Annotated in this window: 28 protein-coding genes; 13 read left to right on the forward strand and 15 right to left on the reverse strand. The window is 44.4% G+C overall.

Translation table 11 applies throughout. From position 1 onward, the window contains the following. The 4 genes from LAY57_RS27540 to LAY57_RS27555 all read right to left on the reverse strand — a co-directional run. Positions 1–1,533: tetratricopeptide repeat protein (locus tag LAY57_RS27540; RefSeq protein ID WP_249070373.1), on the reverse strand; the 1,533-nt coding region annotated here is incomplete at its 3' end. Positions 1,534–1,591: 58 nt separating this feature from the next. After that, the gene (locus LAY57_RS27545) at positions 1,592–2,107 is read right to left on the reverse strand and encodes a DUF29 family protein (RefSeq protein ID WP_249070374.1); all 516 of its coding nucleotides are present in this window, start codon (positions 2,105–2,107) and stop codon (positions 1,592–1,594) included. 138 nt (positions 2,108–2,245) lie between these two features. Then, positions 2,246–2,449, reverse strand: a complete 204-nt coding sequence (locus tag LAY57_RS27550; protein ID WP_249070375.1) for a hypothetical protein — start codon at positions 2,447–2,449, stop codon at positions 2,246–2,248. Beyond that, positions 2,446–2,586 carry a hypothetical protein gene (locus LAY57_RS27555; protein ID WP_249070376.1) on the reverse strand — a complete coding sequence of 47 codons (141 nt, stop codon included), beginning with the start codon at positions 2,584–2,586 and terminating at the stop codon, positions 2,446–2,448. The genes LAY57_RS27550 and LAY57_RS27555 overlap by 4 nt, the downstream gene beginning before the upstream one ends. A 24-nt stretch (positions 2,587–2,610) precedes the next feature. Here LAY57_RS27555 and LAY57_RS27560 point away from each other — a divergent pair, with 24 nt between their 5' ends. Further along, complete coding sequence (locus LAY57_RS27560) at positions 2,611–3,168, forward strand: hypothetical protein (RefSeq protein WP_249070377.1); 558 nt, start codon at positions 2,611–2,613, stop codon at positions 3,166–3,168. Positions 3,169–3,358: 190 nt separating this feature from the next. Here the strand turns inward: LAY57_RS27560 and LAY57_RS27565 are convergent, their stop codons facing one another. After that, complete coding sequence (locus LAY57_RS27565; protein WP_249070378.1) at positions 3,359–4,120, reverse strand: class II aldolase/adducin family protein; 762 nt, start codon at positions 4,118–4,120, stop codon at positions 3,359–3,361. A gap of 54 nt (positions 4,121–4,174) precedes the next feature. After that, positions 4,175–6,472, reverse strand: coding sequence for an S-layer homology domain-containing protein (locus tag LAY57_RS27570; RefSeq protein WP_249070379.1), 2,298 nt, complete (start codon positions 6,470–6,472; stop codon positions 4,175–4,177). 102 nt (positions 6,473–6,574) lie between these two features. Here LAY57_RS27570 and LAY57_RS27575 point away from each other — a divergent pair, with 102 nt between their 5' ends. The 3 genes from LAY57_RS27575 (at position 6,575) to LAY57_RS27585 (ending at position 9,530) form a co-directional block, all read left to right on the forward strand. Continuing rightward, on the forward strand, positions 6,575–7,462 hold the full coding sequence (locus tag LAY57_RS27575) for an alpha/beta fold hydrolase (protein WP_249070380.1): 888 nt from the start codon (positions 6,575–6,577) through the stop codon (positions 7,460–7,462). A gap of 163 nt (positions 7,463–7,625) precedes the next feature. Then, positions 7,626–8,663: an adenosine deaminase family protein gene (locus LAY57_RS27580; protein ID WP_249070381.1), complete on the forward strand. Its 1,038-nt coding sequence runs from the start codon at positions 7,626–7,628 to the stop codon at positions 8,661–8,663. Between the two features lie 3 nt (positions 8,664–8,666). Further along, a complete protein-coding gene (locus LAY57_RS27585; protein ID WP_249070382.1) occupies positions 8,667–9,530 on the forward strand; it encodes an SDR family oxidoreductase in 864 nt (287 codons plus the stop codon). 415 nt (positions 9,531–9,945) lie between these two features. Here the strand turns inward: LAY57_RS27585 and LAY57_RS27590 are convergent, their stop codons facing one another. The 3 genes from LAY57_RS27590 to LAY57_RS27600 form a co-directional block, all read right to left on the reverse strand. Then, the gene (locus tag LAY57_RS27590; RefSeq protein ID WP_249070383.1) at positions 9,946–10,443 is read right to left on the reverse strand and encodes a PIN domain-containing protein; all 498 of its coding nucleotides are present in this window, start codon (positions 10,441–10,443) and stop codon (positions 9,946–9,948) included. Continuing rightward, a complete protein-coding gene (locus LAY57_RS27595; protein ID WP_249070384.1) occupies positions 10,436–10,687 on the reverse strand; it encodes a UPF0175 family protein in 252 nt (83 codons plus the stop codon). The genes LAY57_RS27590 and LAY57_RS27595 overlap by 8 nt, the downstream gene beginning before the upstream one ends. 128 nt (positions 10,688–10,815) lie before the next feature. Beyond that, positions 10,816–11,406, reverse strand: a complete 591-nt coding sequence (locus tag LAY57_RS27600) for a Uma2 family endonuclease (protein ID WP_249070385.1) — start codon at positions 11,404–11,406, stop codon at positions 10,816–10,818. Positions 11,407–11,716: 310 nt separating this feature from the next. On the opposite strand from LAY57_RS27600, the gene LAY57_RS27610 reads away from it, so the two are divergent. Next, positions 11,717–12,589 carry an MBL fold metallo-hydrolase gene (locus tag LAY57_RS27610; protein ID WP_249070386.1) on the forward strand — a complete coding sequence of 291 codons (873 nt, stop codon included), beginning with the start codon at positions 11,717–11,719 and terminating at the stop codon, positions 12,587–12,589. Between the two features lie 109 nt (positions 12,590–12,698). Next, positions 12,699–13,004, forward strand: coding sequence for an MFS transporter (locus tag LAY57_RS27615; protein WP_249070387.1), 306 nt, complete (start codon positions 12,699–12,701; stop codon positions 13,002–13,004). A gap of 218 nt (positions 13,005–13,222) precedes the next feature. Here the strand turns inward: LAY57_RS27615 and LAY57_RS27620 are convergent, their stop codons facing one another. Further along, positions 13,223–14,911: a potassium channel family protein gene (locus LAY57_RS27620; protein WP_249070388.1), complete on the reverse strand. Its 1,689-nt coding sequence runs from the start codon at positions 14,909–14,911 to the stop codon at positions 13,223–13,225. A gap of 182 nt (positions 14,912–15,093) precedes the next feature. Here LAY57_RS27620 and LAY57_RS27625 point away from each other — a divergent pair, with 182 nt between their 5' ends. From LAY57_RS27625 to LAY57_RS27640, 4 genes are all read left to right on the forward strand, one after another. After that, a complete protein-coding gene (locus tag LAY57_RS27625; RefSeq protein WP_249070389.1) occupies positions 15,094–15,579 on the forward strand; it encodes a hypothetical protein in 486 nt (161 codons plus the stop codon). A 15-nt stretch (positions 15,580–15,594) separates the two neighbouring features. Next, positions 15,595–16,095: a hypothetical protein gene (locus tag LAY57_RS27630; RefSeq protein ID WP_249070390.1), complete on the forward strand. Its 501-nt coding sequence runs from the start codon at positions 15,595–15,597 to the stop codon at positions 16,093–16,095. 202 nt (positions 16,096–16,297) lie between these two features. After that, entirely contained in the window at positions 16,298–16,795 is a 498-nt protein-coding gene (locus tag LAY57_RS27635) for a hypothetical protein (protein WP_249070391.1), read from the forward strand. A gap of 16 nt (positions 16,796–16,811) precedes the next feature. Continuing rightward, positions 16,812–17,330, forward strand: a complete 519-nt coding sequence (locus LAY57_RS27640; RefSeq protein WP_249070392.1) for a hypothetical protein — start codon at positions 16,812–16,814, stop codon at positions 17,328–17,330. 144 nt (positions 17,331–17,474) lie between these two features. On the opposite strand, the gene LAY57_RS27645 is transcribed toward LAY57_RS27640, so the two are convergent. Both LAY57_RS27645 and LAY57_RS27650 read right to left on the reverse strand, forming a co-directional pair. Continuing rightward, positions 17,475–17,807: a DUF5615 family PIN-like protein gene (locus LAY57_RS27645; RefSeq protein WP_249070393.1), complete on the reverse strand. Its 333-nt coding sequence runs from the start codon at positions 17,805–17,807 to the stop codon at positions 17,475–17,477. Beyond that, positions 17,804–18,028, reverse strand: coding sequence for a DUF433 domain-containing protein (locus LAY57_RS27650; RefSeq protein ID WP_249070394.1), 225 nt, complete (start codon positions 18,026–18,028; stop codon positions 17,804–17,806). The genes LAY57_RS27645 and LAY57_RS27650 overlap by 4 nt, the downstream gene beginning before the upstream one ends. 457 nt (positions 18,029–18,485) lie before the next feature. On the opposite strand from LAY57_RS27650, the gene LAY57_RS27655 reads away from it, so the two are divergent. Together LAY57_RS27655 and LAY57_RS27660 are read left to right on the forward strand one after the other, a co-directional pair. Then, positions 18,486–18,806 carry a DUF6883 domain-containing protein gene (locus LAY57_RS27655; RefSeq protein WP_249070395.1) on the forward strand — a complete coding sequence of 107 codons (321 nt, stop codon included), beginning with the start codon at positions 18,486–18,488 and terminating at the stop codon, positions 18,804–18,806. 17 nt (positions 18,807–18,823) lie between these two features. Continuing rightward, positions 18,824–19,045 carry a DUF4926 domain-containing protein gene (locus LAY57_RS27660; RefSeq protein ID WP_249070396.1) on the forward strand — a complete coding sequence of 74 codons (222 nt, stop codon included), beginning with the start codon at positions 18,824–18,826 and terminating at the stop codon, positions 19,043–19,045. Positions 19,046–19,282: 237 nt separating this feature from the next. Here the strand turns inward: LAY57_RS27660 and LAY57_RS27665 are convergent, their stop codons facing one another. The 3 genes from LAY57_RS27665 to LAY57_RS27675 all read right to left on the reverse strand — a co-directional run bounded on the left by LAY57_RS27665 (position 19,283) and on the right by LAY57_RS27675 (position 21,618). Continuing rightward, entirely contained in the window at positions 19,283–19,708 is a 426-nt protein-coding gene (locus tag LAY57_RS27665) for a type II toxin-antitoxin system VapC family toxin (RefSeq protein ID WP_249070397.1), read from the reverse strand. A gap of 9 nt (positions 19,709–19,717) precedes the next feature. Beyond that, positions 19,718–20,074: a hypothetical protein gene (locus LAY57_RS27670; protein ID WP_249070398.1), complete on the reverse strand. Its 357-nt coding sequence runs from the start codon at positions 20,072–20,074 to the stop codon at positions 19,718–19,720. Between the two features lie 233 nt (positions 20,075–20,307). Next, complete coding sequence (locus tag LAY57_RS27675) at positions 20,308–21,618, reverse strand: calcium-binding protein (RefSeq protein ID WP_249070399.1); 1,311 nt, start codon at positions 21,616–21,618, stop codon at positions 20,308–20,310. Between the two features lie 238 nt (positions 21,619–21,856). Here LAY57_RS27675 and LAY57_RS27680 point away from each other — a divergent pair, with 238 nt between their 5' ends. Beyond that, positions 21,857–23,233: a helix-turn-helix domain-containing protein gene (locus tag LAY57_RS27680; RefSeq protein ID WP_249070400.1), complete on the forward strand. Its 1,377-nt coding sequence runs from the start codon at positions 21,857–21,859 to the stop codon at positions 23,231–23,233. The last annotated feature ends 116 nt before the right edge of the window (positions 23,234–23,349 follow it).

Below are 23,349 nucleotides of genomic sequence, written 5' to 3' on the forward strand. Positions count from 1 at the left end.
GGCTTGGTGGTAGTCGGGTAAGAATTCGATCGCTTTATCGAAGCTGGCGATAGCATCTTCATATCTGACTAAGTTATCCAGCGCATTGCCCCGGTTATTCCAGGCTTGGTGGTAGTCGGGTAAGAATTCGATCGCTTTATCGAAGCTGGCGATAGCATCTTCATATCTGACTAAGTTATCCAGCGCATTGCCCCGGTTATTCCAGGCTTGGTGGTAGTCGGGTAAGAATTCGATCGCTTTATCGAAGCTGGCGATAGCATCTTCATATCTGACTAAGTTATCCAGCGCATTGCCCCGGTTATTCCAGGCTTGGTGGTAGTCGGGTAAGAATTCGATCGCTTTATCGTAGCTGGCGATAGCATCTTCATGTCTTCCTAAGTTATCCAGCGCAATGCCCCGGCTATTCCAGGCTTGGTGGTAGTCGGGTAAGAATTCGATCGCTTTATCGAAGCTGGCGATAGCATCTTCATATCTGACTAAGTTATACAGCGCAAGGCCCCGGTTATACCAGGCTTCGTGGTAGTCGGGTAAAAATTCGATCGCTTTATCGAAGCTGGCGATAGCATCTTCATATCTGACTAAGTTATCCAGCGCAACGCCCCGGTTATACCAGGCTTGGTGGTCGTCGGGTAAGAATTCGATCGCTTTATCGTAGCTGGCGATAGCTGCTAGAAAATTACCCTCATTGTATTGCTGAACGCCTCGGTTAAACCATGCTTCTCCATCTTCCACTACTTCTACATTTGCCTGTTCGCCAATCACTTCCACTACTTCTACATTTGCCTGTTCGCCAATCACTTCAGCTACTTCTGCATTTGCCTGTTCGCCAATCACTTCAACTACTTCTGCATTTCCCTGTTCGCCACTAACTTCAACTACTTCTACATTTGCCTGTTCGCCAATCACTTCAACTACTTCTACATTTGCCTGTTCGCCAATCACTTCAACTACTTCTGCATTTCCCTGTTCGCCAATCACTTCAACTACTTCTGCATTTCCCTGTTCGCCAATAGCTTTCGTGGCGTTCTTTCCCTCTGGCACACTCAAACCATCGCCGACAAACTCCGCCTCTATCACCTCGCCATGCCAAACATTATCTGTAATAGGCGACACAGGAGGCGGCGGAATAAGTGCTGATATCTGTCTGCCAATTTCCCCAGCAACCTGTCCCAATTCCCCACCGCGAAGTTCCCCTAATCGCACTATCCGCCGCACCAATTCCTGATGCTGTTCCGGTGTCGCCAGCAATCTTTCCCCAAAAGGACGCAACCACGCGGCTAATTTAGCCTCGGTGATGCCTCTTCCGATCAAAAACCCCGAAACTCGCCCTCGACTCCAGCCTTGATTCACCCCTTCCAGGAGTTCGTTAAACAAAACCTCATACTCAGCATCCGTGAGGGTTGGCTTTACCCCCCCTAACCCCCCCGTCAACGAGGGGGAAACATTCTTGCTACCTCCCTGTGGCGGGGAGGGTTGGGGTGGGGTTCCCAATAGCTGCTGAAAAAAGCTTTTGATCGACTCCAAAATTTGCATAAACATTTGCCCCATCCTTACACCGCAATTTATCTTTGATTTTAGCCGAATTTCAACTTTAGTTTCCTAATTTCCAATCTTCGCCGCCCGCTAATTGAGTGACTTCTTCCGATATCGCCTCACGCAATCTTTCCGGTGAATGAGAATAAGTTAAATTGAGAAATTTAGTTGCTGTAGCAATTATTACAGTTTTGTCTATTCTTTCTTTTACTTGAGATGGAGTTAATCGTCCATCAAATGCTTCTACGCTAGCCCCAACTATAGCATCCTCAAAACCTTGCGAAAGATATTCTTCCCATTCATCTTCTTTAATATAGTAAGATATTTTATTCTCTTTGATATTCAGGTCTTGAATCTCTAGAATCGAATCTCTAATTGAAGCATACCAAGAATTAGTTAGGCGCTGCTCAACTTGGTTTTTGATTAAGTGAACCAGCATCCTAATCAAAAACTTTTTTATATTCCGCAAAATTGCTTTTTTACTCATCCCGTCCAATTCATCTAATAGGGAAAACGCATCGTCATAGCGTCCTTCAAGGATGCAATTCCTTAAATCTAGGAGTTCTTGAGTCATAATCAGCCTCACTCGTGGCGATACTTTATAGGTTAAACGAACAATCTTCTATGGGTACGTAGTTGCGCTTTAGCGCTCTTGGAGCGCTAAAGCGCAACTACGTACCAAAAGCACTATTTCATTCCCTAAACATAACAACTATTCAGTGACGTTTAGATTAGCTGATGGAGGCTTTTTCCCCTCTTGGCGTTCCCGACGTTGGCGAAGAAGATGAGCATCTGCCATTGCAATCAGTTCATCTATTTGCAAACCGACAAGAGCGAGCTGTCGGTTGCTTTCGCGCAATCGTTCAAGACTTCGCTTTCTCGTCTCTGCATCAGGGATTTTTGGTTGCTCGCTCATGGTAGGTTCCAATTCCTTTTAATTTCTCGAACACTCGCCAGGGAAGCATCACGGGCAGCTTCCCCCTGTTCGATGCTCTGTGCTAATAAATTTAGCATATCAGCAGGCGCGATCGGTTGAATTTCTAGAATTCTCAACAAAAGCTTCGCAAGTTATAATATATGAAAATACTTGATAAGAAACAAACCTATCAGGAGCATCTCATGCCACTCACAATCGTCTGGCAACAAGGTAGCACCAACCCCGACAACCGCAATAACTTCGCTGCGATCAAGGAATGGTTTGCCAGTCTCAACAGCAAAGAAATCACCTGGCGGCAGCGATTAATTCCCCCTACGGCAGATGTCAGAGAAATTGACTGGGAACCTCAGCGGTTTGATGAGGTATTTGCAATCAGAAATCCCGAAATTCGCGGCATTACTCTGTATTGGCAAAAACCGGATACTCAGCAGGAACGCAGCACTACTCCTCACAAACTAGAACTAGATAGTTTGCGTCAGTATTTGTATGTTTATCCTCAGTCTCAAAAAGAAGTGGCGATCCGATTAGGGCTACCGGAAGTCATTTATCAGACTATTGAGCTAACAAATCCCCAATTGGAATACTGGAAGAAAGGTGAAAATCATGTTGTTACTCTACGAGACGCTCAGCAAAAGTTGGAAGTGAAAGTCACGCTCAATCCAGAAAATTTTAAACAACTAAAGCAACAACTACAATAGAGGGATAGGGAAAGAAACCCGGTTTCTTGGAGAAACCGGGTTTCTCTGTACTTCACCCACTCGCAAGCCGATCTAAATTTTCTGTTTTCATCGTTGGTTAAATTTTTACCACAGATGAAGACAGATGAACACAGATGAACACAGATAAGAATAAGAAGACGAATTTTTTAGGTAATCGATGCTAGCAACTTTAATTCAGAAAGTCGGGTTGCTGTCGTGCGATCATTTCGTACAGGGGCTGGAAACAAAACCAACCCATATAATGAGAGCCTACCTGAGTGTATGTCAGGCGTGCGGTGTCGCGTGCGATCGGCATTGGCTTTCCAACTGCTTCAGCCATAAGTTGAGTTTGGCACGATCGCTCCATTGTAATAAACCACCACGCCGCTTCATCAACTGATTGACCAACAGTTAATATGCCGTGGTTACGCAAAATTAGGGCTTTCTTCTGGCCCAGGGCGTTCGCTAATCGTTTGCCTTCTTCCGGTTCGAGTACAACGCCGGTATAGTCGTTAAACAAGTTGTGATCTTGGTAAAAGGCACAGGAATCTTGAGTGAGGGGATCGAGAAGGCGTCCCAAGCTCGACCAACTTTTGCCGTAGAGGGAATGAGCGTGGGCAGCTGCAACGACATCAGGACGAGCTGTGTGAATCTTAGAATGGATGGCGAAAGCCGCTGCGTTGATTTGTTTGTTACCTTCGACTACTTCGCCTTTGTCGTTGACAAGCACGAGGTCTGAAACTCGGATGTGCCCAAAGTACATCCCGAAGGGGTTGACCCAGAAATGGTCGGTCAGTTCTGGGTCGCGGGCAGTGATGTGCCCAGCTATACCCTCGTCAAACCGATAGCGGGCGAAGAGGCGAAAGGCAGCAGCGAGGCGCTGTTTGCGATGCAGGCGCTCGTCTTCTACACTTTCAAATTTTGGGGGTTTGGGTAAAATTAATTCGGGCATGATATAGCTAGGGGCAAAGGGGCTAGGGGAGGGGGCAAAGGGCGGTTAGTATAATTAGTTATTATTATTGCTGCTGCTTTGTCGCCGATTGCGGGGAGTGGGTGTTTGTCGATCGGAACGCGGACGTTCTCTAACTTCTGTGTTAGTTGGATCGGGTGCTGATACTACCACGTAGGGCGAAACAATCTCTTCGGCTTTTCCAGTACTTACCAAAGCCCGATAAATCAAGGCAGCGACTTCGGCTCTAGTTGCCAATCGATCGCCATTGAGAAAGTTGACATTGGGATAACTTACTACCATATCCCGCTCAGTAACTGCGGCGATGAGATCGCGATCGCTTTTTGGGATAGAAGCGGCATCTCTGTACACGCTCAAAATCCTGTCGGCTCCTCTGCTGGGAGAATAGTTCAGTCCTCTTCCCAACGCTACCAAAACGTCAAGACGAGAAACCTTTTGGTCGGGGCTAAAACCAAGGCTTGCATTAGTTTGTAAGAAGCCCATTTCATAAGCTTCTTGAATGGCTGGATAAGCCCAGTGGTTAGTCGGCACATCCCTAAAAGCCACGACATCGCGAACTTTATTGCGATCGAAAGCTTTACGCAAAATTGAGGCGAATTCGGCTCGTGTAACGGGAGCGTTGGGACGATAGAGTCCATCGGGAAAACCTTCGAGGATCTGTTTAGCCACCAGTTGTGCAATAAAGCTTCTAGCCCAGTGATTCGACGGTATATCGGCAAAATTCGCCTGCATTTCCGGGGTGGGAGTCGGCGCTTGGGGTTCTGGCGATCGCGCAGTTCCCGACAACCGCGTTACGTTGTAGCTAGAGTTATTGTTGACGTTAGTTACAGCGCCTCCCTTACCCGGCACAGTGGTGAACGCTCTAGGCAAATCGGGTCTAAAAACGCTGATAGCTTGATTTGTGATGGCTTGTTCGCCACTGCTAAAAGAGTTGGGATAAACGCTTGTGCGTGACGGTACTGGCAATCCAGCTACCTGGAACCAAGTGAGGCTAGTATTTGGCACGCCGTTGAGGAAAGAGACTCGTTCATCACCAGCCCTTGTGCCGGTGATGATGGTGTAGTAGTCGTAGAAATTCGTACCTTCGTCGAGGGAGCCGTCGCGATCGGCATCAATACCGTAGAGAGTCCGCACCATGCGGTATAGAGATGCTTGTTCGGGAAAAATTAGGTTAACGGCTGTGTTTTGTGCTAAGAGTTCAAGCTCGCTGAACCCAATCAGGCGATTACTAGGATCGTACAGGCGCACGACAATGCGATCGCCAGTATTCATTCCCCCCGTAAACATAGCTCGTCTATCCAGCCGATATCTATAGTCACCGAGCAACTGCTCCGGTGCATAGCTGTTGCCGTTTTTAGGCTTTAGAGAAACACGCGCGACTACATCGGAAAGTGCCGCTGATGGTTGTCGAATAGCCAGACTGAAACTGCGTTTGCCTTCCGTGCTGACTTGACGAGGGGGCATCTGTAACGCCCGACGAGGGGGTGTAGCCACAGTGCTGCTGACCTGCGGTACGGGGGTCACAGGTGCTTGTGGGGGCGTAACTACTTCTGTTCTGCGAATCGCAGGTTCTTGAGGCGCGGTAAATATCTCAGTTCTGCGAATTACAGGTGCTTGTGGGGGCGTAACTTCTGTTCTGCGGATCGCAGGCGCTTGAGGGGCGGTAACTACTTCTGTTCTGCGAATCGCAGGCGCTTGAGGGGCGGTAACTTCTGTTCGGACGCCAAGTGGTTCCTCAATCAGGGGAGGTTTCTGATTTTCGGGGTTAGCTGCTTGATTTTGGTCAATAACTATTTGAGGCAATGGCTCTCTTGTCGATGGTCTAGAAGTCGTTGCTGTTGCCTGTCTGCGTGCCGGAGGCGGCGACAGGCGAGTGGGAGGTGGGGGGGGACTGGGCGGGGGTGAACTAGCGGCTACATTCTCGCTAGCGGTTGGATCGAGTTTCACCAAGGAACCTGTTAGATTAGTGCGATAAACCCAGCGTTGGCGATCGCTACCCACCACCACTCGCCAGCCGGGAACCACAGCCTTAGAGCAAATAATGCCAGGGTTAGCTATTCCCAGACAACCATCAGTCCAGGTTTCTTGTTGAGCTTCAATAATACGCAAGCCAGAAGTTTGTATCCCCGTCTGCTGAGACAAATTCTGTAAAACCGCATTGGCAATAACTTCTGGAACCAAGTCGTTATTCTGTCTCGCTTGTCTCCTAGCGGGTTGTGCCGCTAAAAGTTGTTGACTTGCTTCAAGGGTGGAAGCACTGACAGTGGCGCATATCGCCAAGCTAGCTGTAGCAAAAACAATCTTGCCAAGTAAAGCTAAGAAATTCTGATTCATATAGAACTTACGCATTTCAAGTGTGGATTTACGATTACTCTTTTAAGTCAAAAGATAATATCATATTAAATAACATACTTTACGAATCTTCATAAAAATACTGTGATAACCCAGCAACAAGCGACAGCCAGCACCTTGGAAAAACTTACCTGGATTTGGAAAGGCCATAAAATTCAGTACACCGTTATGGGCACCGGACGTCCGTTGGTACTGATTCATGGCTTTGGTGCTTCTATTGGACACTGGCGTCAGAATATTCCTGTACTAGCCGCCGGTGGCTACCGAGTATTTGCGCTGGACTTACTGGGATTTGGCGGTTCTGATAAGCCACCATTAGATTACAGCCTGGATTTGTGGGCAGAATTGCTCAAAGATTTCTGTTCATCGCATATTGATGAACCCGCTGTATTTGTGGGCAATTCGATCGGTGCTTTACTCAGTTTAATGGTAGTCGCAGATTATCCAGAAATTTCTGCGGGTGCTGTTCTGATCAATTGTGCTGGTGGACTAAATCATCGCCCGGACGAACTAAATTTGCCTTTAAGGTTGGTGATGGGAGGCTTTACCAAGCTGGTCAGTTCCAAAGTTTTTGGCCTGTTTATATTTAATCGGATTCGCCAGAAACACCGCATCCGTCGCACCCTCCAGCAAGTTTATTTTAACCGGGAAGCGATCGCAGACGAACTTGTCGATCTCCTCTACGAGCCTTCCTGCGACCCCGGCGCACAACAGGTTTTTGCTTCCATTCTGACTGCGCCTCCTGGCCCCAGTCCATCAGAATTGTTGCCGAAAGTGAAGCATCCGTTACTGGTACTTTGGGGAGAAAAAGATCCCTGGACACCTATTACTGGCGCAAAGATTTATCAGGAACTCAGCGAAAACGGTCAAGCGATCGAATTTGTATCAATTCCCAATACGGGTCACTGTCCCCATGACGAAAGACCTGATATCGTGAATAAGTTAATTTTAGATTGGTTAGTCGAGCTTTAAAAAGGGATGCGATCGGGAATTAGAGTCTATCCGAAAAATAAAATTCTACTTGCATACCTCACGATAAATCCATATCTTCATCTGTGTTCATCTGTGTTCATCTGTGGTTAAAATATCCACGCACCTCCTTTTCGGATAGGCTCTTAATAGAGAGAATCAAACCATGTTGGAACTTACCAAAGTAGAACAAAAAACCAATATTCCCGATCTTTCCTCAATGCCAAAAGCTGAACTGCACATACACTTGGAAGGGGCACCTCGTTGGGCTACTGTTCGCGAAGCTCTACATCGACACCAAGGGATCGTTCTTCCTGAGTCTCCTCATTGGTACAGACCTAAGTTTCGATTCGCCAACTTTGATGAATTTGGGGGGATGTTTAAAAGTTATATTCATCCCTGGTTACAAACATCTTCGGGTTATGATGAATTAATTCGGGATGTTGTTGATTCCTTTATTGAACAACGTATCCGCTACGTGGAGTTAGAGTTTTCCCTTTCCTTAGTTGAGCGAGTTGGTGCTTCTCTAGATCGCGTTTTGGAACTTTTGGAAATGGAAGTAGAAAGGGCGCGATCGCATGGTACAATTATCAGAATCATCGCTGGCATCAATCGCAATGATGGCGTCGAAACCGCTAACTTTTGGGTACAAAAAGTTATTACAGAAAAAGTTATTTCCGGCTTCGATCTTCACGGTTCAGAAGTAGGTTGGGCAGCCGATTTATTTAAAGAAGCATTTGCGCCAGTTTTTGCAGCCGGGAAAAAAGTCAAGGTACACGCCGGGGAAATGACTGGCCCAGAAAACATTCGCGCTGCTGTAGAGGGACTGGGTGTTAAGCAAATCGGTCACGGTACTTCTGCTATAGAAGATCCAGAGGTTGTTAGCTTGTTGCGCGATCGCAAAATCCTAGTCGAAATCTGTCCAACTTCCAACGAACGCCTCAGATATATTCCATCATATCAAGAACATCCCATTCTCGAACTAGATGCCGCAGGAGTAGCTGTGACCGTCAACTCAGACGATCCTACTTTCTTTGGCTATAATCTGACAGATGAAATGGTGCGTCTGGTGTCCCAACGGGGTGTTACCATTGCCGATTTAGGGCGCTGGACGCGCAATGCCTTCGATCGGGCCATCTTAGATGAAGAAACGCGATCGGCTTTCTTGGCAGAATTAGATGAATGGCTTCTCAATCAGGAGTGAATCATGACAAACACAATCTTAGTCACAGGTGCCACCGGAAACGTAGGCGGTCAAGTCGTCAAACAGCTAGCAGCAGCAGGCGCAAACGTGCGTGCAGCAGTTCGTTCCACCAGCCGTGCCGAAGGACTGACAGGCGTGGAATTAGTCGAATTTGACTTTAACAAACCAGAAACAGTTCAAGCGGCCTTTGAAGGCGCTGACAAAGTTTTTTTGGCAACGCCGCTGGTTCCCAATATGGTAGAAATAGAAGCTACCAGTGTAGAAGTTGCCAAAAAAGCAGGTGTCAAACACATCGTTAAGCTGTCGGTCATGGGTGCAGATAGCCAGCCAGAAATGATTTTAGCTCAAATGCACCGCGAGGGAGAAAAAAAGATTGAAGATTCGGGAATTTCCTACACTTTTTTCCGTCCGAATTCCTTTCATCAAAATTACATTACTTATACCGGAAATACCATCAAAAGCCAGAATGCTTTTTATTTGCCATTAGGAGATGAAAAAATCAGTTTTGTTGATACGCGAGATATTGGAGCCGTAGCTGTAGCAGTTCTCACACAAAGTGGTCATGAAGGCAAAACTTATGAAATCACAGGTTCAGAAGCGCTCTCAAATGCTCAGTTAGCAGAAATACTTTCAAATGTTCTCGGCAGACAAATAAACTATGTCGATATTCCCGAAGATAGCGCTCGTAATGCAATGATAGAAATAGGAATGCCAGAACTACAGATTGATATGGTATTAGGATTGTATGCTGCTCAAAAAGCTGGCGCTTACTCATCGGTGTCGCCAGTGGTAGAACAAATCACAGGGAAAAAACCAATTACTTTTGAACAGTTTGTTAGGGATTACGCTCAGGTATTCACAGGTTGATAATGGTACACCAATAGATATGGGGTTGAGAAGTGCGATCGCATTAAGCAAATGCTTTAGAAATTGCGATCCTTTTTATCGATCGCTTAACTTTAATGGTAGACTATTTACAATCAAACCCTATTAAACCACAGATGAACACAGATGAACACAGATGGGGTTTTTGGTTGGTATCAGAGATTTGGCTTTTTTTCAACGCAGATGAAAGCAGATGAACGCGGATGAACGCAGATGGGGTTTTTGGTTGGTATCAGAGATTTGGCTTTTTTTACCACAGATGTCCACAGATGAACACAGATGAACACAGATGGGGTTTTTGGTTGATATCAGAGATTTGGCTTTTTTTCAACGCAGATGGAAGCAGATAAACGCAGATGAACGCAGATGGGGTTTTTGGTTGGTGTCATTAGTCAAATTATCGCCCCACCTCTCCACACAATCTCAGTATATCATTAATAATCTTGTCATTTAACCACATTCCTTGACTTTGAAGCATCGCAATAATTGGTGCAACAGAACCCAGATAACCTCTTTGTTTTGCTTTGACTAAAATGCCAAGTGTGCCAGTGTATTTCAACTTATATAAATCAGCAATTCGACGAGCTAATTTATCATCAAAAATCAATAAACTATCAGGAATTTCCAACCCAAGCGCCAAGACTTCTGCTTCACCTTGTCCTAAATCAATTACAGCAGGTATAAGAGCGATTGAGGCAACTGGGCGAACCTCAATCCATTCGAGAGTATTGATTTCAGGAACATCAACTCCTAACAACTTTCCATCTTCTAACTCTTGCGGTACAGCAGTAGGAACTGTAACTTTATTGTATAATTGTTGAAGTAATTGTAGGCATCCTACTTGATGAAGATACAACAATGGCGATGTGTTAACGATGACTGTAGTTTCAGGCATTATGCACATCTCGCTCTAATTCTTCCGTTGTTAAAGAAAATGGCGATACTTGATATTTTCCTAGTAAAAGCAGGAATTGTACTCGCGGCATTCCAGCTAACTGTGCAGCGCGTCCCGATGATAATTTACCCAGTTCAAATAGTTTGACTGCGGCTAATATTTGCATTTCTCTAGCAATGGTTTCGGGTGTTTCCTTCAGGCTAATTAATACTTCTTCAGGAATTTGGAGTTGAACTGTACTCATATTTAAGCATCGATTTGGAGATATTGACATTGTAACTTAAAAAAGTATCGGTATTATATGGTAGGGCGGGTTTTGTTGAGAGATTGTTTGTTTTGCACAGGGGTTATCTGCTAAACCCGCCCCTACAATCAGACAACGTTTCCAGTTTCTGCATCTTCAAAGACTACATCCTCATACAAAAGTTCGATCGCGCACCGAAAATCCACGCTACTTAAATAAATCTCCTCTCCCTCTACATAAGTAGAAAGTTCCCAAAGTCCTCTTTCATTCAGTCGAAAACATTCAACCATTATCTGATCCGCACTTATTAAAACGTATTCTCTCAGATTGGAAATACGACGATATTGTTGGAATTTTTTGCCGCGATCGAAACTTTCCGTACTTGGCGAAAGTACCTCCACAATTAGACAGGGATGATAAATTGCTTTAATAGCTTGTCTGTCCCTTTCGTCGCAAGTTACAGCCACATCTGGATAGTGAAATGGGCCATTTTCAGATATGCCTACTTTAGCGTCTGCGCCATAAACCCGGCAAGAACCACCTCGGAGATGATTTTTGAGGCTAGTAGCCAGGTTTATAGCTATAGCACTGTGGGGAATTGTTCCCCCAGTCATGGCAAAAACTTCACCGTTGATATATTCGTATTTAATTGGTTGTTGTTCTTCCCAGTCGAGATATTCCTGGGGAGTCATATATTTAGGATCAAGATTGGCTACCATAGTAAAGTTCCTTATTTAGTTGGGCAAATTTTAAATGCGCTCTGCTATCTCTATCAATTATACAATATTCTGAAATTTTTATATTTTATTATAGCAAACAACAGTTATTTTTGCTATATCATAAAAATGACCAAGTATTTCCAGATTTGTGGTTAGATAAAGCAGCTTTATTAGCAGGAAGTTTAGCCAAAGTTTTAGAAACTTTGCAGCAGGGATTGGCGTAACAACCATTTGAGGTAACATATGATGAAGTTTGATTATAATCATAATATAACCTGGTAGATTATTGCAACTAAGGTAAGGTTTTATTATGGCTCATCTAAATCAGCGTCGTCACCAAAATGTTACGGGGGATTTTTATGTCGATCGCACTTGTATTGATTGCGATACTTGCCGATGGATGGTTCCAGAGGTTTTCGATCGCGTGGATGAACAGTCAGCGGTTTATCATCAGCCTACTGATGAGGAGGAAAGAAGGCGATCGCTCCAAGCACTCCTCGCCTGTCCCACCGCTTCTATTGGCACTGTCGAAAAACCAAAAGATATTAAACAAGCTCAGCAAAGTTTCCCTATTTTGGTAGATGAAAATATCTACCATTGCGGCTATCACTCGGAAAATTCCTACGGTGCGGCGAGTTATTTGATTGTGCGGCTAGAAGGCAATGTTTTGGTTGATTCTCCCCGTTTTACGCCACCTCTTGTCAAACGGCTGGAGGAAATGGGTGGAATTCGTTATATGTATCTAACCCACAAAGATGATGTGGCAGATCATCGTAAATACAGAGAACATTTTGGGTGCGATCGCATTCTTCATGCGGACGATATTAATTCCGGTACTCTCGAAGTAGAAATCAAGTTATCCGGTTGCGAACCGCATCAATTGGAGACAGACCTTTTAATTATTCCAGTTCCCGGTCACACCAAAGGTCACACAGTTTTGCTGTACAAAAACAAATATCTATTCAGCGGCGATCATCTCGCTTGGTCTGCACAACTTGACCACCTCATTGCTTTCCGAGATGCCTGTTGGTACTCCTGGAGAGAACAGTCGAAATCTATGAAAAAACTGTCTGAATATTCGTTCGAGTGGGTACTACCCGGTCACGGACGCCGCTACCACGCTGACGCCGAGACAATGCGTGACCAGATGCAGCAGTGTATTGCTTATATGGAAGCAAAATAGCTGCGACTTTAGTCATATACAACACTAAAGCTGTCCCTACTCTTTTAGACAGCTTTTTGTTCGGTTTTGATACTGCCGGCGGACTGTATTGCGGGAACGCAAACCGCAATTGTCTGACTTGATGGGCAGGCATGGTTTACTTACAATTGTCTGGGTTGGTATTGGGTTATCTGTCCTGCAACAGTTGGTTGGTATTAACGTGATTTTCTACTACAGCAGCGTGCTGTGGCAGGCAGTAGGCTTTTCCGAGAAAGATTCCCTGTGGATTACGGTGATTACCAGTATTACCAACATTGTGACAACGCTAGTAGCGATCGCATTCGTAGACAAGTTTGGTCGTAAACCTCTGCTCATCCTGGGTTCAGCCCACCTACTTATCGTGTCCGGTTGCATCGGTGCGTCTCTACACACCTAGAATTAACAAGAATCATATCATGTCCTTACCCATCGGTTATCTAAAAAATTCTTGTTCTTATTCTTATCTGTGTTCATCTGTGTTCATCCGTCTTCATCTGTGGTAAAATTTTAACCAACGATGACAACAGACAATTTAACGATATCACTCTTACACTACCGATACAACCGGACACGATATCAGTAGTAATTATGATGAGCAATGGTTACCTAAAAGCTTCAACTAGCTAAAACTTGAGAAGGCATCACACGCCACAATTGCTCCAGTCCAGTTGCAGGCATGGTGAGATACAAAATATCCCCAGCACCTAATGCGGTTTCCAATACATCCCAACCGTGAATTGTTTGGGATTTGGTTTCGATATACAAAGGCACGAAGTCAGCGTCCATCGCCGCTTCTTTAACGCGCTTGCCACAAAAAGGATGTCCTGAAGTGATCATCGTTGCTAAGGCAACCCACAGAGTATCGCCGGTAATTCCATTACCTAAAATGCGTCCTCCCAAAGCTGCTGCCGCAAAAGCAGGTGCAGCTAATTCAGTCGGACTCAACACAGATTCAAATTCAAACACTTTTTGCACAGTGGAAGCAAAGTGCGGGTCTTGATTACGCACGACTACCGGCAACTTGGGCATAATGCCTTTGGCCGTGAGGGCAATTTCTAAATTTGCCATATCGTCGCTGGTAACTGCTAACAAAGCGTCTGCTTTTTGAAGGTTGGCAGCTTTCAGATTTGCCGACAAACTGGCATCTCCCAAAATCACGGGAACGCCTGAAGAACGAACTGTATTGACAAAGCGATTGTTGGGGTCTTTTTCGATGACGACTACTTCATGTCCGTGACAGTGCAGTTGATTGACTATTTGCACTCCAATGCCACCCAGTCCGCAGATAATGTAATGATTTCGTGCGGGAACTCGTGCGGCGTCCCAAAATTGTTTCAAGCGGGTTCCTAAAACAAAATCGGTAAGTAGTGCGTAGAAAATCCCAATGGTTGCTGCCCCAACCAGCATCATGAATATTGTAAATAATTTAATGCTATCGGGGGCGTTTTCTGCTATTTTTTCGTTACCGCCAGCACCGCTAATCATGCCGACGGAAAAATAGAGCGCATCAATAAAAGATGTTTGCAGGTCGGTGAAGATATAGGTCAGTGTGCCAGTAAAAACGGTGAGGAAAAGTACGATAGTTATTACGGCTAGCGGTTGACCGTGTTGCTTAAATTGTCGCAAATTTGTGAAAATTTTGAGCAGTTTCTGAATGGAAGGTTGGCGATGGTTGCGGACGCTGGGTTGGGTGCCGATGATGAGACGATCGCCTTCTTGCAGCTGCTGTCCGCAGACGACGGCAGAAACTAAATCTATTTGACCGTTCACTGGCATATAGTAAATCAGCATCCGGGAACGATCGTCCCACAGTTCGCTCAGCTTACGGCCTTTCCAGGGGTGGTTTTCGTGAATGTGGACTTCGTGGATGGGCCAAGTTTGGTTAAACAGCCGCAACTGTCCGATCGCTTTATTTCCCAAGGCGGCAAAGGCAAATACGGGTGCTGCTAAGGCGGCAACGCTCATGGTAACGTGATCGGGGAGGATGTTGTCGAGGCGATCGCCTAAGCTGGTGTTGAACAGCCGATTGATGATGCGAATGCGGGGGTTGAGAACTCGTGCCTGGGTGAGAATCGCCAAATTCAGCGCTTCGTCCTTCCCAGCGAGAACTAAGGTATGCGCTTCGTGAATCCCAGCGGCTTTCAGGGTAGCAGCCGCTTTTACATCTCCGGTGACAACATCATCGTCTTCACCAGGGATTCGTTGGTGATGGATACCAACAACAGATGCGCCCTGTTGTCTTAGCAAGCTGAAGATTTTATAGCCAGTCGGGCCTAAGCCGCAGACAATTATTCGGGGTTTCATATTAGCTTAAAAAAGGACAATGCAGAAGCTGCTTCTACCCAGACTCTAATTGTCGATCGCACCGGCTCTCAAGACTGTAGCTGAAATCACCTTATTATCGAGGTTCGATCGGCTGATGATGAAACTTTAGCTGCATTGCGATCGTCTAAATAACTTCATTAGTGCAAAATTCTGACAAAACTATGAAGAATTTGGCTCAAGTCACGACGACTTTTGGCATATTATCAACTCTACTGGCAGCACCGGCAATGACGCAAAACCAAGGGCCGCCAACTATCCCTCGCGCATCACCCAATACAACCTTCACCGTCACACGCCGGTCGGGTACTTGTCCCAGGACGGTCAAGCTTTGGACTTCATTTCGTTATTATGAAGGCGGTGGGGAAAATACTGTTATTCCCGATACGGCTGCGATCGCAGGGCCAGCTCGCTTAGTGCGATCGACCAAGAAGTTGGCCGAATTCACAGCGCCGTTGAAAAGTAACTTCGCTTCCTGTGTCGGTCAAGCTACGTCTGCGGAAGAGTCTAATTACAGTTTCCGTTTCGGAAATAGAAATGTTACTTTTCGCGTCCAGCTACCGCCAGATACTCCCAGTAATCCTTCCCTAATCACCTATAAAAATGTAGTTTCTTCCCGTCCCGCTGTGCGCTGGGCGATCGCCGACTAAATTATGGTAAACCAGATGAAAAAATTGTGGCAATTCACCACAAGTTTGAGCATATTATCAGCCTTGCTTGCCGCCACACCAGCACTAACCCAAAATCAACGGTTATTGCCACCCACTTTGCCACGTACTGCACCGGATTCGACGCTCAACGTAACGCGCCAGTCGGGAACTTGTCCCAGGACGGTCAAGCTTTGGACTTCAGTTCGTCAATACGAAGGCGGTGCTGAATTTGTTGTGATTGCCGATACGAGTGCGATCGCAGGGCCAGCTCGCTTAGTTCGGTCAAACACAAAGTCTGCCGAATTCACAGCGCCATTGAAAAGTAACTTTGCTTCCTGTGTCGGTCAAGCAGCGTCTCGCGAAGAAATGCTAAACGGTTACAGTTTCCGCTTCCAAAATAGAACAGTTACTTTTCGGGTTCAGTTGCCACCAGACACTCCTAGTAATCCTTCTGAAATTGCTTATAAAGGTGTGGTGTCTTCCCGCCCAGCAGTAAAATGGCAACTTGCCGACTAATTGAAATCAAATTGGGTAACAAGAGTAATATCGTCAAATTGTCTGTTTTCATCGTAGGTTAATTTTTTACCGCAGATGAAGAGGGATGCACGCAGATGCACGCAGATATGAGAAGGCGAATTTTTTAGGAACCAATGCGATCGGACATGATATTACTCATTAAAATTAGAAATTGCCAATTATTAGTAATTGAAAGATAATTATGAAGAAATTGGCAAAGTTAATCGCAACGTTGGGCATATTATTACTATTGCTGGCAGTCACGCCAGCAATATCGCAAAATCTCCCAGCGCCCTCTGTGCCTAGCACTCCACCCGATACGACTTTCAAAGTAAGACGCCAGTCGGGAACTTGTCCCCCTAACATCAAGCTTTGGACATTAATTGGTAAATACGCTGGTAATTCTGTATTTACCGTTATTGCTGACACGAATGCGATCGCAGGTTCGGCCCGATTGATTAAGTCAGACAAAAAGGTGGCGGAATTCACCGCACCATTGAAAAGCAACTTTGCTAACTGCGTAGGTGAAGCTATATCTGAAGTTGTTGATGAAAGAACTTTCTATACTTTCCGCTTCCAAAATAAAAATGTGATTTTTCGCGTCCAACTGCAACCAGACACTCCCGGTAATCCTTCCGCAATTATATATAAAAATGTCGTATCTTCGCGTCCGGCTGTCAGATGGGTGGGAGTTGATTAATTTCATTCTTTTAACCATGAAAAATTCGACTATAATTGCGACGCTATTTGGGATAGTCTTGGTATTGCTGGCAACTTCAATTCCTGTACAAACTCAAGCTCAATCAGTCACAGAAGTTCAATCAAATCCTCCTCCCAATAAGGTGTTGAATATTGTCCGCCAATCGGGAAATTGTCCTCAAAATGTAGGTCTTTGGATTATCTCTTTTGGCTATAGAGATGAAGCAGCTATGTCGGAACAAATAGTAATTGCTGACACTTTAGCGTTCGCAGGTCGGGCTAAGTTAGCAACATCGCGTTTCCGCTTTGTAGAATATCAAGCACCTTTGCAACAAGCTTATGCTGACTGTGTTGGTCAAGCTATTTCCCCCACACAACCCAACTCCTTAGATGCGCGTTATAAATTTCGATTTCAGAATCGCAATGTTTATTTTAGCATCGATCTCACCAACACTCCCGAAGGTTTTGGCGCTGGAATCGTCGAACATAAAATAGTTGGTTTGCGTCCTTACGCGCTATGGCAATTTATTGATTAGCGATCGGTCATAATTTGTGCGGTATTAGGCGAGCGATCTTCTTCCAATCATCGCATTGTTATAATGAAAATGGATAAAATTATGAGTAGAAAAAGACGTTGGGTTTCCTTGCGTTAACCAGAACTAAAAGGAAGCGCGATCGCACTACGCCAATACCAAGATGCTTTCTACTTTGCTATTCCCAAATTGGATTATAGTGTCAAAATTATCTCTCAATATCTGAACAATCACGGGTGTTGGACTGTTACCAATGCGAAGGTAGATAAATTTGGGTGGATGACCGTAGAGCAAACTCCGTTGATGAAAATCAGAATCCTTGGAAACAATTACGAAATCATTCGCCTTTGCATATTCCCAAATAACTGAATCATCAGTATTCGTAAGTGCCAAGGTTTTGACATGAGCGGAATCGGGATACAAATCGATAATCCTGTGAATAATCCGGTCTGACAGGTTTTCGTCCAGTAGTAGTTTCACAACGATGCCACAAATAATTTTTTCTCACGATCGGCTGCAAAGGCAAGGCAAGCTTTGATGTCTTCCGAAGTAAGTTCCGAAAAATCTTCTAGAATTTCTGCCTCTGTCATACCGCCTGCCAGATACTCTAGAATATCGTACACAGTGATTCGCATTCCCCGAATACACGGCTTGCCGCTGCGTTTTCCAGGTTCAATCGTGATGATTTCATGGTATTTCATTATGTTTTTGAGAATAATTGCTTAAATCTATAATAGGTCTTATTTGCCCCGATATCCACGCTCATCGTCAAGATCATTTGACATAGGCGATCAAGCAAGAAAAAAGGCGATCGCTCTTTTTTTGGTAGTGCGATGCCTTCGGCTGGCTTCGCCTACGCGTGGGGTTGAGAAACCTGGTTTCTGAACAAAATCTCGACACAGATGCTTTAGTTATCTCAGAAACCCGGTTTCTTAAGAAAGATCGCGCTTTACCAAAGTGACATTAAACGCCGATGGATTTTGGGTTGAGGGAGGAAACTAAACCTACGGGAGAGTTGCGATCGCTTTACCCATTTCTCTTTATCTATAAAAATTGTTCAAGATACTGGTCAAAATGAACAGCATTGAGGTAAACTAGAGTTGCTTGAAGTTTCTGGAGTCTGATGAGTAATACCTACAAGCGCTCAAAACATCATGTATGGCATATCTAAATCAAAATGCTGCTATTCCTGAAGCAAAGCTAACAAGATATTTGCTAATGTGGAAGCAAAAAGATGATAAATCTGGATTTTTAGCTCAAGCCGGATATACTCTTGATAATTGGCAACAACTTGAGCGAGACTTAAGAAACTTGCTAAGGAACGAAGCAACATTAGATCGAGAAACTTCTTTTGGGAATATCTATAAAATTGAAGGGATTTTAGTTGGCACTAATGAAGTTTGTCTTCAAGTAGCGACTTTCTGGATAGTAGATTCATTTTCTAATGAGACAAGATTTGTTACGCTGTTGCCAAATTAACTAGAAAGAGGTGAATTATGCAATTTGAAATGTTTTCAGAAGTAAGTTTAAAAGAAGATATTACTGAATACAATTTGCCTAAAGGAACTACAGCTATTATAGTAGATTTTTGTCCCAGACCAGAAGGGCAGGAAGATGGCTATGTTTTAGAGGTATTGAATGAAGAAGGTAAAGGATTTACAGTTATTGCTGTGGCAGCTTCAAAAATTGAACAAATAACAGTAATGGTTCCTGGTTAAGCGATCGCTGTTCATAATCATAGGCGATCGCGCTCAAGGGAAAAAAATAGCGATCGCTCTTTTTTTGGTAGTGCGTTCGCGCAGCGTGCCGTAGGCAATCGCTCTCCTTTCAATCATCACATTGTTATGGTAGAAATGGATAAGATTGTGAGTACAAAAAGAGGTTGGATTTCCTTGTATTAACCCAAACCTACAAGATGGGCGCTCGTGCTACGCATCGCCTATACAAATGTACTCCTACAACGTCCAATCTTCGATCGAAAATCCGGGAACTTGACCAAAGTCTCGTTGGTTGCGGGTGACAACAATAGCACCAATGGACAACGCAATCGCTGCAATACGCATATCTTTTTGCAAGCGATTTTTCCGCAGGGGCGGGTTATCTTTTAATAGTTTTTTGAGACAAGTATCAGCTTCTGGTGTAAAGTTTAGTACCTCAATAGTTTGAAGATATTTTACAGTTGTCCAAAGTTTTGAATAGAGTGCAGGTAGGTTATGCACCTGGGACGGATCGTTAATTCTGACAACCCAGCCATTGAAGAGTTCTTGAACTGTGATAATCGTGATGGCAAACTGATGTTTTGCCGCCTTAGCGATCACTTGGGGATGATTGTAGAGAATCAGTGAAACGCAATCGGTATCCAAAATATATTGACATACCAAAAGACACCTCTACAGGTAATAGGAAGGATCGACTTCCGATTCATCATCTAATGTTCTTTCTGCGCGAATTGACTCCATAATTGCAGCCAAATCGGAATCATCTTTAAAGACACCTGCAAATTTGATCCAGGTTAGTTCTGAAGTTTGAATCGGTACGTTCCATGAAATCGCTTCCATATTTTTTAGCCGTTCTAAAAACGTAGCTTGAATTTGTGCGATCGCCTCTTCTCTTGTTTCGGCTTTCACTCGACAGTCGGGAAACTCTCTGACAGATGCCGCAACTTGCCCGGATGTCAGTGCTTCTAGCAGGAGTGTGACTTTGAGGTTGGTGAATGGAGCGGACTGCGACAAGTCTAGGTTGATCATGCTAATTTTTCAAAGACTAATTATGAGCTTTACCTTTATTGTACCGCAGATAGCGATCGCACTACCAAAAAAAGTGCGATCGCTATCCGTCCAATCATCCCATTGTCATGGGAAAAATGGCTAAGATTGTGAGTGGAAAAAGAGGTTGGGTTTCCTTGGGTTAAACTAACCTAGAAGGAGGGGCGATCGCTCTTTCATTAGCTGACGGCTGATGCTATGTACCCAATGCTATTTCAAAAATCCCCAGGCAAAGTCGTAAAGTTACCCGCACTTAAAGCAGTCGATTGGACTCCCGAAACAACACCTAAAATTTGTCCGGTGGTAACGATGCGAATGGCAGTATTGGTACCCAAAGCATCTAAGGCAATCCCCGCAAACCCCAGTCCGTTAGTTAGGGCGATCGCATCTTGACCTAATGTAAAATCAGCAATAATATCGGCATCCGCTACACTAGAGCCAGAGGTATTCACGCGCAGAATAAATAAATCGTTTCCAGCGTTACCCGTTAGAACATCTTGACCAAAATCCCCAACTAACTGGTCGTTTCCTTCTCCTCCAAACAGAAGGTCGTTATTCTGCCCGCCGCGCACGACATCGTTACCATCGCCTCCCAGTAGAATATCGTTGCCGACATTGCCATTCACCAGATCGTTAGATGATGAGCCTTGGACGACATCATCGCCATCTAAACCACGAACCACAAGATTGCCGACTTGAGCCGGATTGATCGTGGTGGTATCGCTATCGGTGGAGAGGTTGAAGAAGAGACCATCGGGACTGAAGGGAATAGAAGTGGCTCCAGGTGTGAAAAAGTTTAAAGTATAGTTACTTCCACTTCCTAATCCGCCGATTTCTACGAAGTAAGTTCCAGGTTGTAAAACTCGATTAATGGAAACAGGCGGACTAGCTATAGTTGAACCCGTGCTACGCGTTGCAATCCTTTCATTGTTTTCAACAACATTGTTATTATTGAGATCCTGAATTAACCCCACCTGTGTAGTTGCGGTAACTCCTGACAAAGTAAGACTGACATCAGTGGGTTGAGCCAAAGTGAAACGATAGAAATCAACAGCATCGAGCCTGGAGTTTCCGGCATACTCAGAAAACGTCCGGCTCCCGTTGAGAATGCCGATGTCGAGTGCCTGACTCATCTGATTTCCCGGATCGACGGTTAAAGTTCCAACAGGAGTATTTGTCAGAGTCAGACCATAATTTGTATCACGACCCAACCCTACACTGACAAAGTAGGTTCCTGCGGCTAATTCTGCATCAATTGACTCGTCGCGATTGTCAACGTTCGTAAATCTTCTAACCGCTTCATTACTGTCAACAATATCATTATTATTGAAGTCGCGAACAATTTCTACATTCACACTAGCAGAGTCTAACAAGCTAACATTCAAGCGACTACTTCGAGCGAGCGTGACTCGATAAAAATCCACATCATCGAGCGTTGCACGGTTGAGTGAATCTGTAAACGAAAATCGACCGACAAGCGAACCCACATCAAGGGCTGTACTCATCCGATTTCCAGGATCTGCCATGATTTTTTCCTTTTAACTGCTGTCAGAAAAGTGGTTAAGTTTTTGGTTAAAACTGAGATTTTATACCACTCTCAACTTTATACTTATTAATCTAAATTTTGTCTACCCCAAAATACTCAATTTTGTTGGCAATTTTGTTGGCAATTCAAACTCGCTACGAGAAAAATGTTGGAAAATGCTATAAAATGTTGGAAAATGTTAGGTATAATACGGAAAATCACAACATCTGCAAGGCTACATGAATCTTAAGGAAGTGTTAAAAATGGCTGACGAGATGGTGTTTGCCAAGACGGGTCAGCATCTTGATGACTTGCAAGAAGCGATCCTGCGGGGAACTATGCAAGGTGAGAAATACACCAAAATTGCCGAGGAGATTCACTGTAACGAGAGTTATGTTAGGCAAGTTGGTTCAAAGTTATGGCAGATACTTTCAGAAGAATTAGGGGAAGATATTCATAAATCGAATTTTCGATCGGCAATAGAGAGGTTACGAAACGCTAGTGTTGTAAACTTTGCACAAGATGTTGTAGTGAGCGGTACTTTCAACATTTGTGGAGAAGGTAGACACCCGCCAGATCTACCAAATCCACATCCACCTAATCAAGAAACATCTAACACAAAACAAACTAAAACATCGCATCATGATTTAAGCGAAATGCTAGATTTGGGTGCTTTTTACGATCGCACTTCCGAACTCGACAACCTCACCACATCGATTTTACAACAACGCTGTCGCTTAATAGCACTCACGGGTATCAGCGGGATTGGCAAAACAGCATTAGCAGCGCAACTCGTCAGACAAATAAAAGATGAGTTTGAGTATGTAATTTGGTGCAGTCTAGACGCATCATCCACTCTAGCTAAATTTGAAGCTAACTCGATCGAGTTTTTCTCCCAGTCAGAAAAGCAAGATTCGCCTGCAACTAACCCAAAAACTTTACCGTTGATTAAGTATTTACAAAAACATCGCTGTTTAGTCGTCTTAGATGACATTCACAACCTTTTCGGTAGCGGCGAATTGGCAGGAAAGTATAAACCAGGATACGAAGAATATCGCTGCTTTTTCAAACAGATAGAAACATTATCTCATCAAAGTTGCTTTCTGTTAATCGGTTGGGAACAACCAAGAGAAGTGACCCCAGTAAAAAAACAAAATACTTCCATTCGTACCTTACAACTCACAGGTTTAGATATTGCATCGGGACGGCAAATACTGAGAGATTACGGGTTAGGAGAAATCGAGAATTACTCAGCACTCGTTCACCGCTACCAAGGCAACCCCTTATGGTTAAAAAGCGTCGCCACTCTGATTCAAGAGTTGGCAGGATGTGTGACTGAGTTATTACCTTATGATACCATATTGTTGCCAGAAGATTTAAAAGATATTTTACAGCAGCAGTGCGATCGCATATCCGAAATAGAAAAACAAGTTCTCTGCTTATTGGCTAAAGAAAGCGAACCAATCAATCTAGCTAAATTGCTAGAAAATCACAGAATTACAGCGTCAGATTTACTAAACGCGCTGCAATCTTTATCGCGGCGCTGTTTGATAGAACAACAAGGAAGTTTTTACATTCTTCCACCTGTAATGAGGCAGTATATTAAAGGCTTATAACTAAGATGTTGTCCATTCTCAACTAGCCTCAAAACCCGCTTGCGAATCAATAGACATCTCCAAAAAAGATTGTAGAGACGTTTCTATCAACGCTCTCTACAAGGGTTTCAGCTAAG

The sequence above is a fragment of the Argonema antarcticum A004/B2 genome (assembly GCF_023333585.1).
Lineage (GTDB): Bacteria > Cyanobacteriota > Cyanobacteriia > Cyanobacteriales > Aerosakkonemataceae > Argonema > Argonema antarcticum.

Coding starts and splice junctions, on each gene's coding strand:
- LAY57_RS27545 (WP_249070374.1), bottom strand. CDS start 2,107: ATGACTCAAGAACTCCTAGATTTAAGGAATTGCATCCTTGAAGGACGC.
- LAY57_RS27550 (WP_249070375.1), bottom strand. CDS start 2,449: ATGAGCGAGCAACCAAAAATCCCTGATGCAGAGACGAGAAAGCGAAGT.
- LAY57_RS27560 (WP_249070377.1), top strand. CDS start 2,611: ATGAAAATACTTGATAAGAAACAAACCTATCAGGAGCATCTCATGCCA.
- LAY57_RS27565 (WP_249070378.1), bottom strand. CDS start 4,120: ATGCCCGAATTAATTTTACCCAAACCCCCAAAATTTGAAAGTGTAGAA.
- LAY57_RS27570 (WP_249070379.1), bottom strand. CDS start 6,472: ATGAATCAGAATTTCTTAGCTTTACTTGGCAAGATTGTTTTTGCTACA.
- LAY57_RS27580 (WP_249070381.1), top strand. CDS start 7,626: ATGTTGGAACTTACCAAAGTAGAACAAAAAACCAATATTCCCGATCTT.
- LAY57_RS27585 (WP_249070382.1), top strand. CDS start 8,667: ATGACAAACACAATCTTAGTCACAGGTGCCACCGGAAACGTAGGCGGT.
- LAY57_RS27590 (WP_249070383.1), bottom strand. CDS start 10,443: ATGCCTGAAACTACAGTCATCGTTAACACATCGCCATTGTTGTATCTT.
- LAY57_RS27595 (WP_249070384.1), bottom strand. CDS start 10,687: ATGAGTACAGTTCAACTCCAAATTCCTGAAGAAGTATTAATTAGCCTG.
- LAY57_RS27600 (WP_249070385.1), bottom strand. CDS start 11,406: ATGGTAGCCAATCTTGATCCTAAATATATGACTCCCCAGGAATATCTC.
- LAY57_RS27610 (WP_249070386.1), top strand. CDS start 11,717: ATGGCTCATCTAAATCAGCGTCGTCACCAAAATGTTACGGGGGATTTT.
- LAY57_RS27620 (WP_249070388.1), bottom strand. CDS start 14,911: ATGAAACCCCGAATAATTGTCTGCGGCTTAGGCCCGACTGGCTATAAA.
- LAY57_RS27625 (WP_249070389.1), top strand. CDS start 15,094: ATGAAGAATTTGGCTCAAGTCACGACGACTTTTGGCATATTATCAACT.
- LAY57_RS27630 (WP_249070390.1), top strand. CDS start 15,595: ATGAAAAAATTGTGGCAATTCACCACAAGTTTGAGCATATTATCAGCC.
- LAY57_RS27635 (WP_249070391.1), top strand. CDS start 16,298: ATGAAGAAATTGGCAAAGTTAATCGCAACGTTGGGCATATTATTACTA.
- LAY57_RS27640 (WP_249070392.1), top strand. CDS start 16,812: ATGAAAAATTCGACTATAATTGCGACGCTATTTGGGATAGTCTTGGTA.
- LAY57_RS27650 (WP_249070394.1), bottom strand. CDS start 18,028: ATGAAATACCATGAAATCATCACGATTGAACCTGGAAAACGCAGCGGC.
- LAY57_RS27655 (WP_249070395.1), top strand. CDS start 18,486: ATGGCATATCTAAATCAAAATGCTGCTATTCCTGAAGCAAAGCTAACA.
- LAY57_RS27660 (WP_249070396.1), top strand. CDS start 18,824: ATGCAATTTGAAATGTTTTCAGAAGTAAGTTTAAAAGAAGATATTACT.
- LAY57_RS27670 (WP_249070398.1), bottom strand. CDS start 20,074: ATGATCAACCTAGACTTGTCGCAGTCCGCTCCATTCACCAACCTCAAA.
- LAY57_RS27675 (WP_249070399.1), bottom strand. CDS start 21,618: ATGGCAGATCCTGGAAATCGGATGAGTACAGCCCTTGATGTGGGTTCG.
- LAY57_RS27680 (WP_249070400.1), top strand. CDS start 21,857: ATGAATCTTAAGGAAGTGTTAAAAATGGCTGACGAGATGGTGTTTGCC.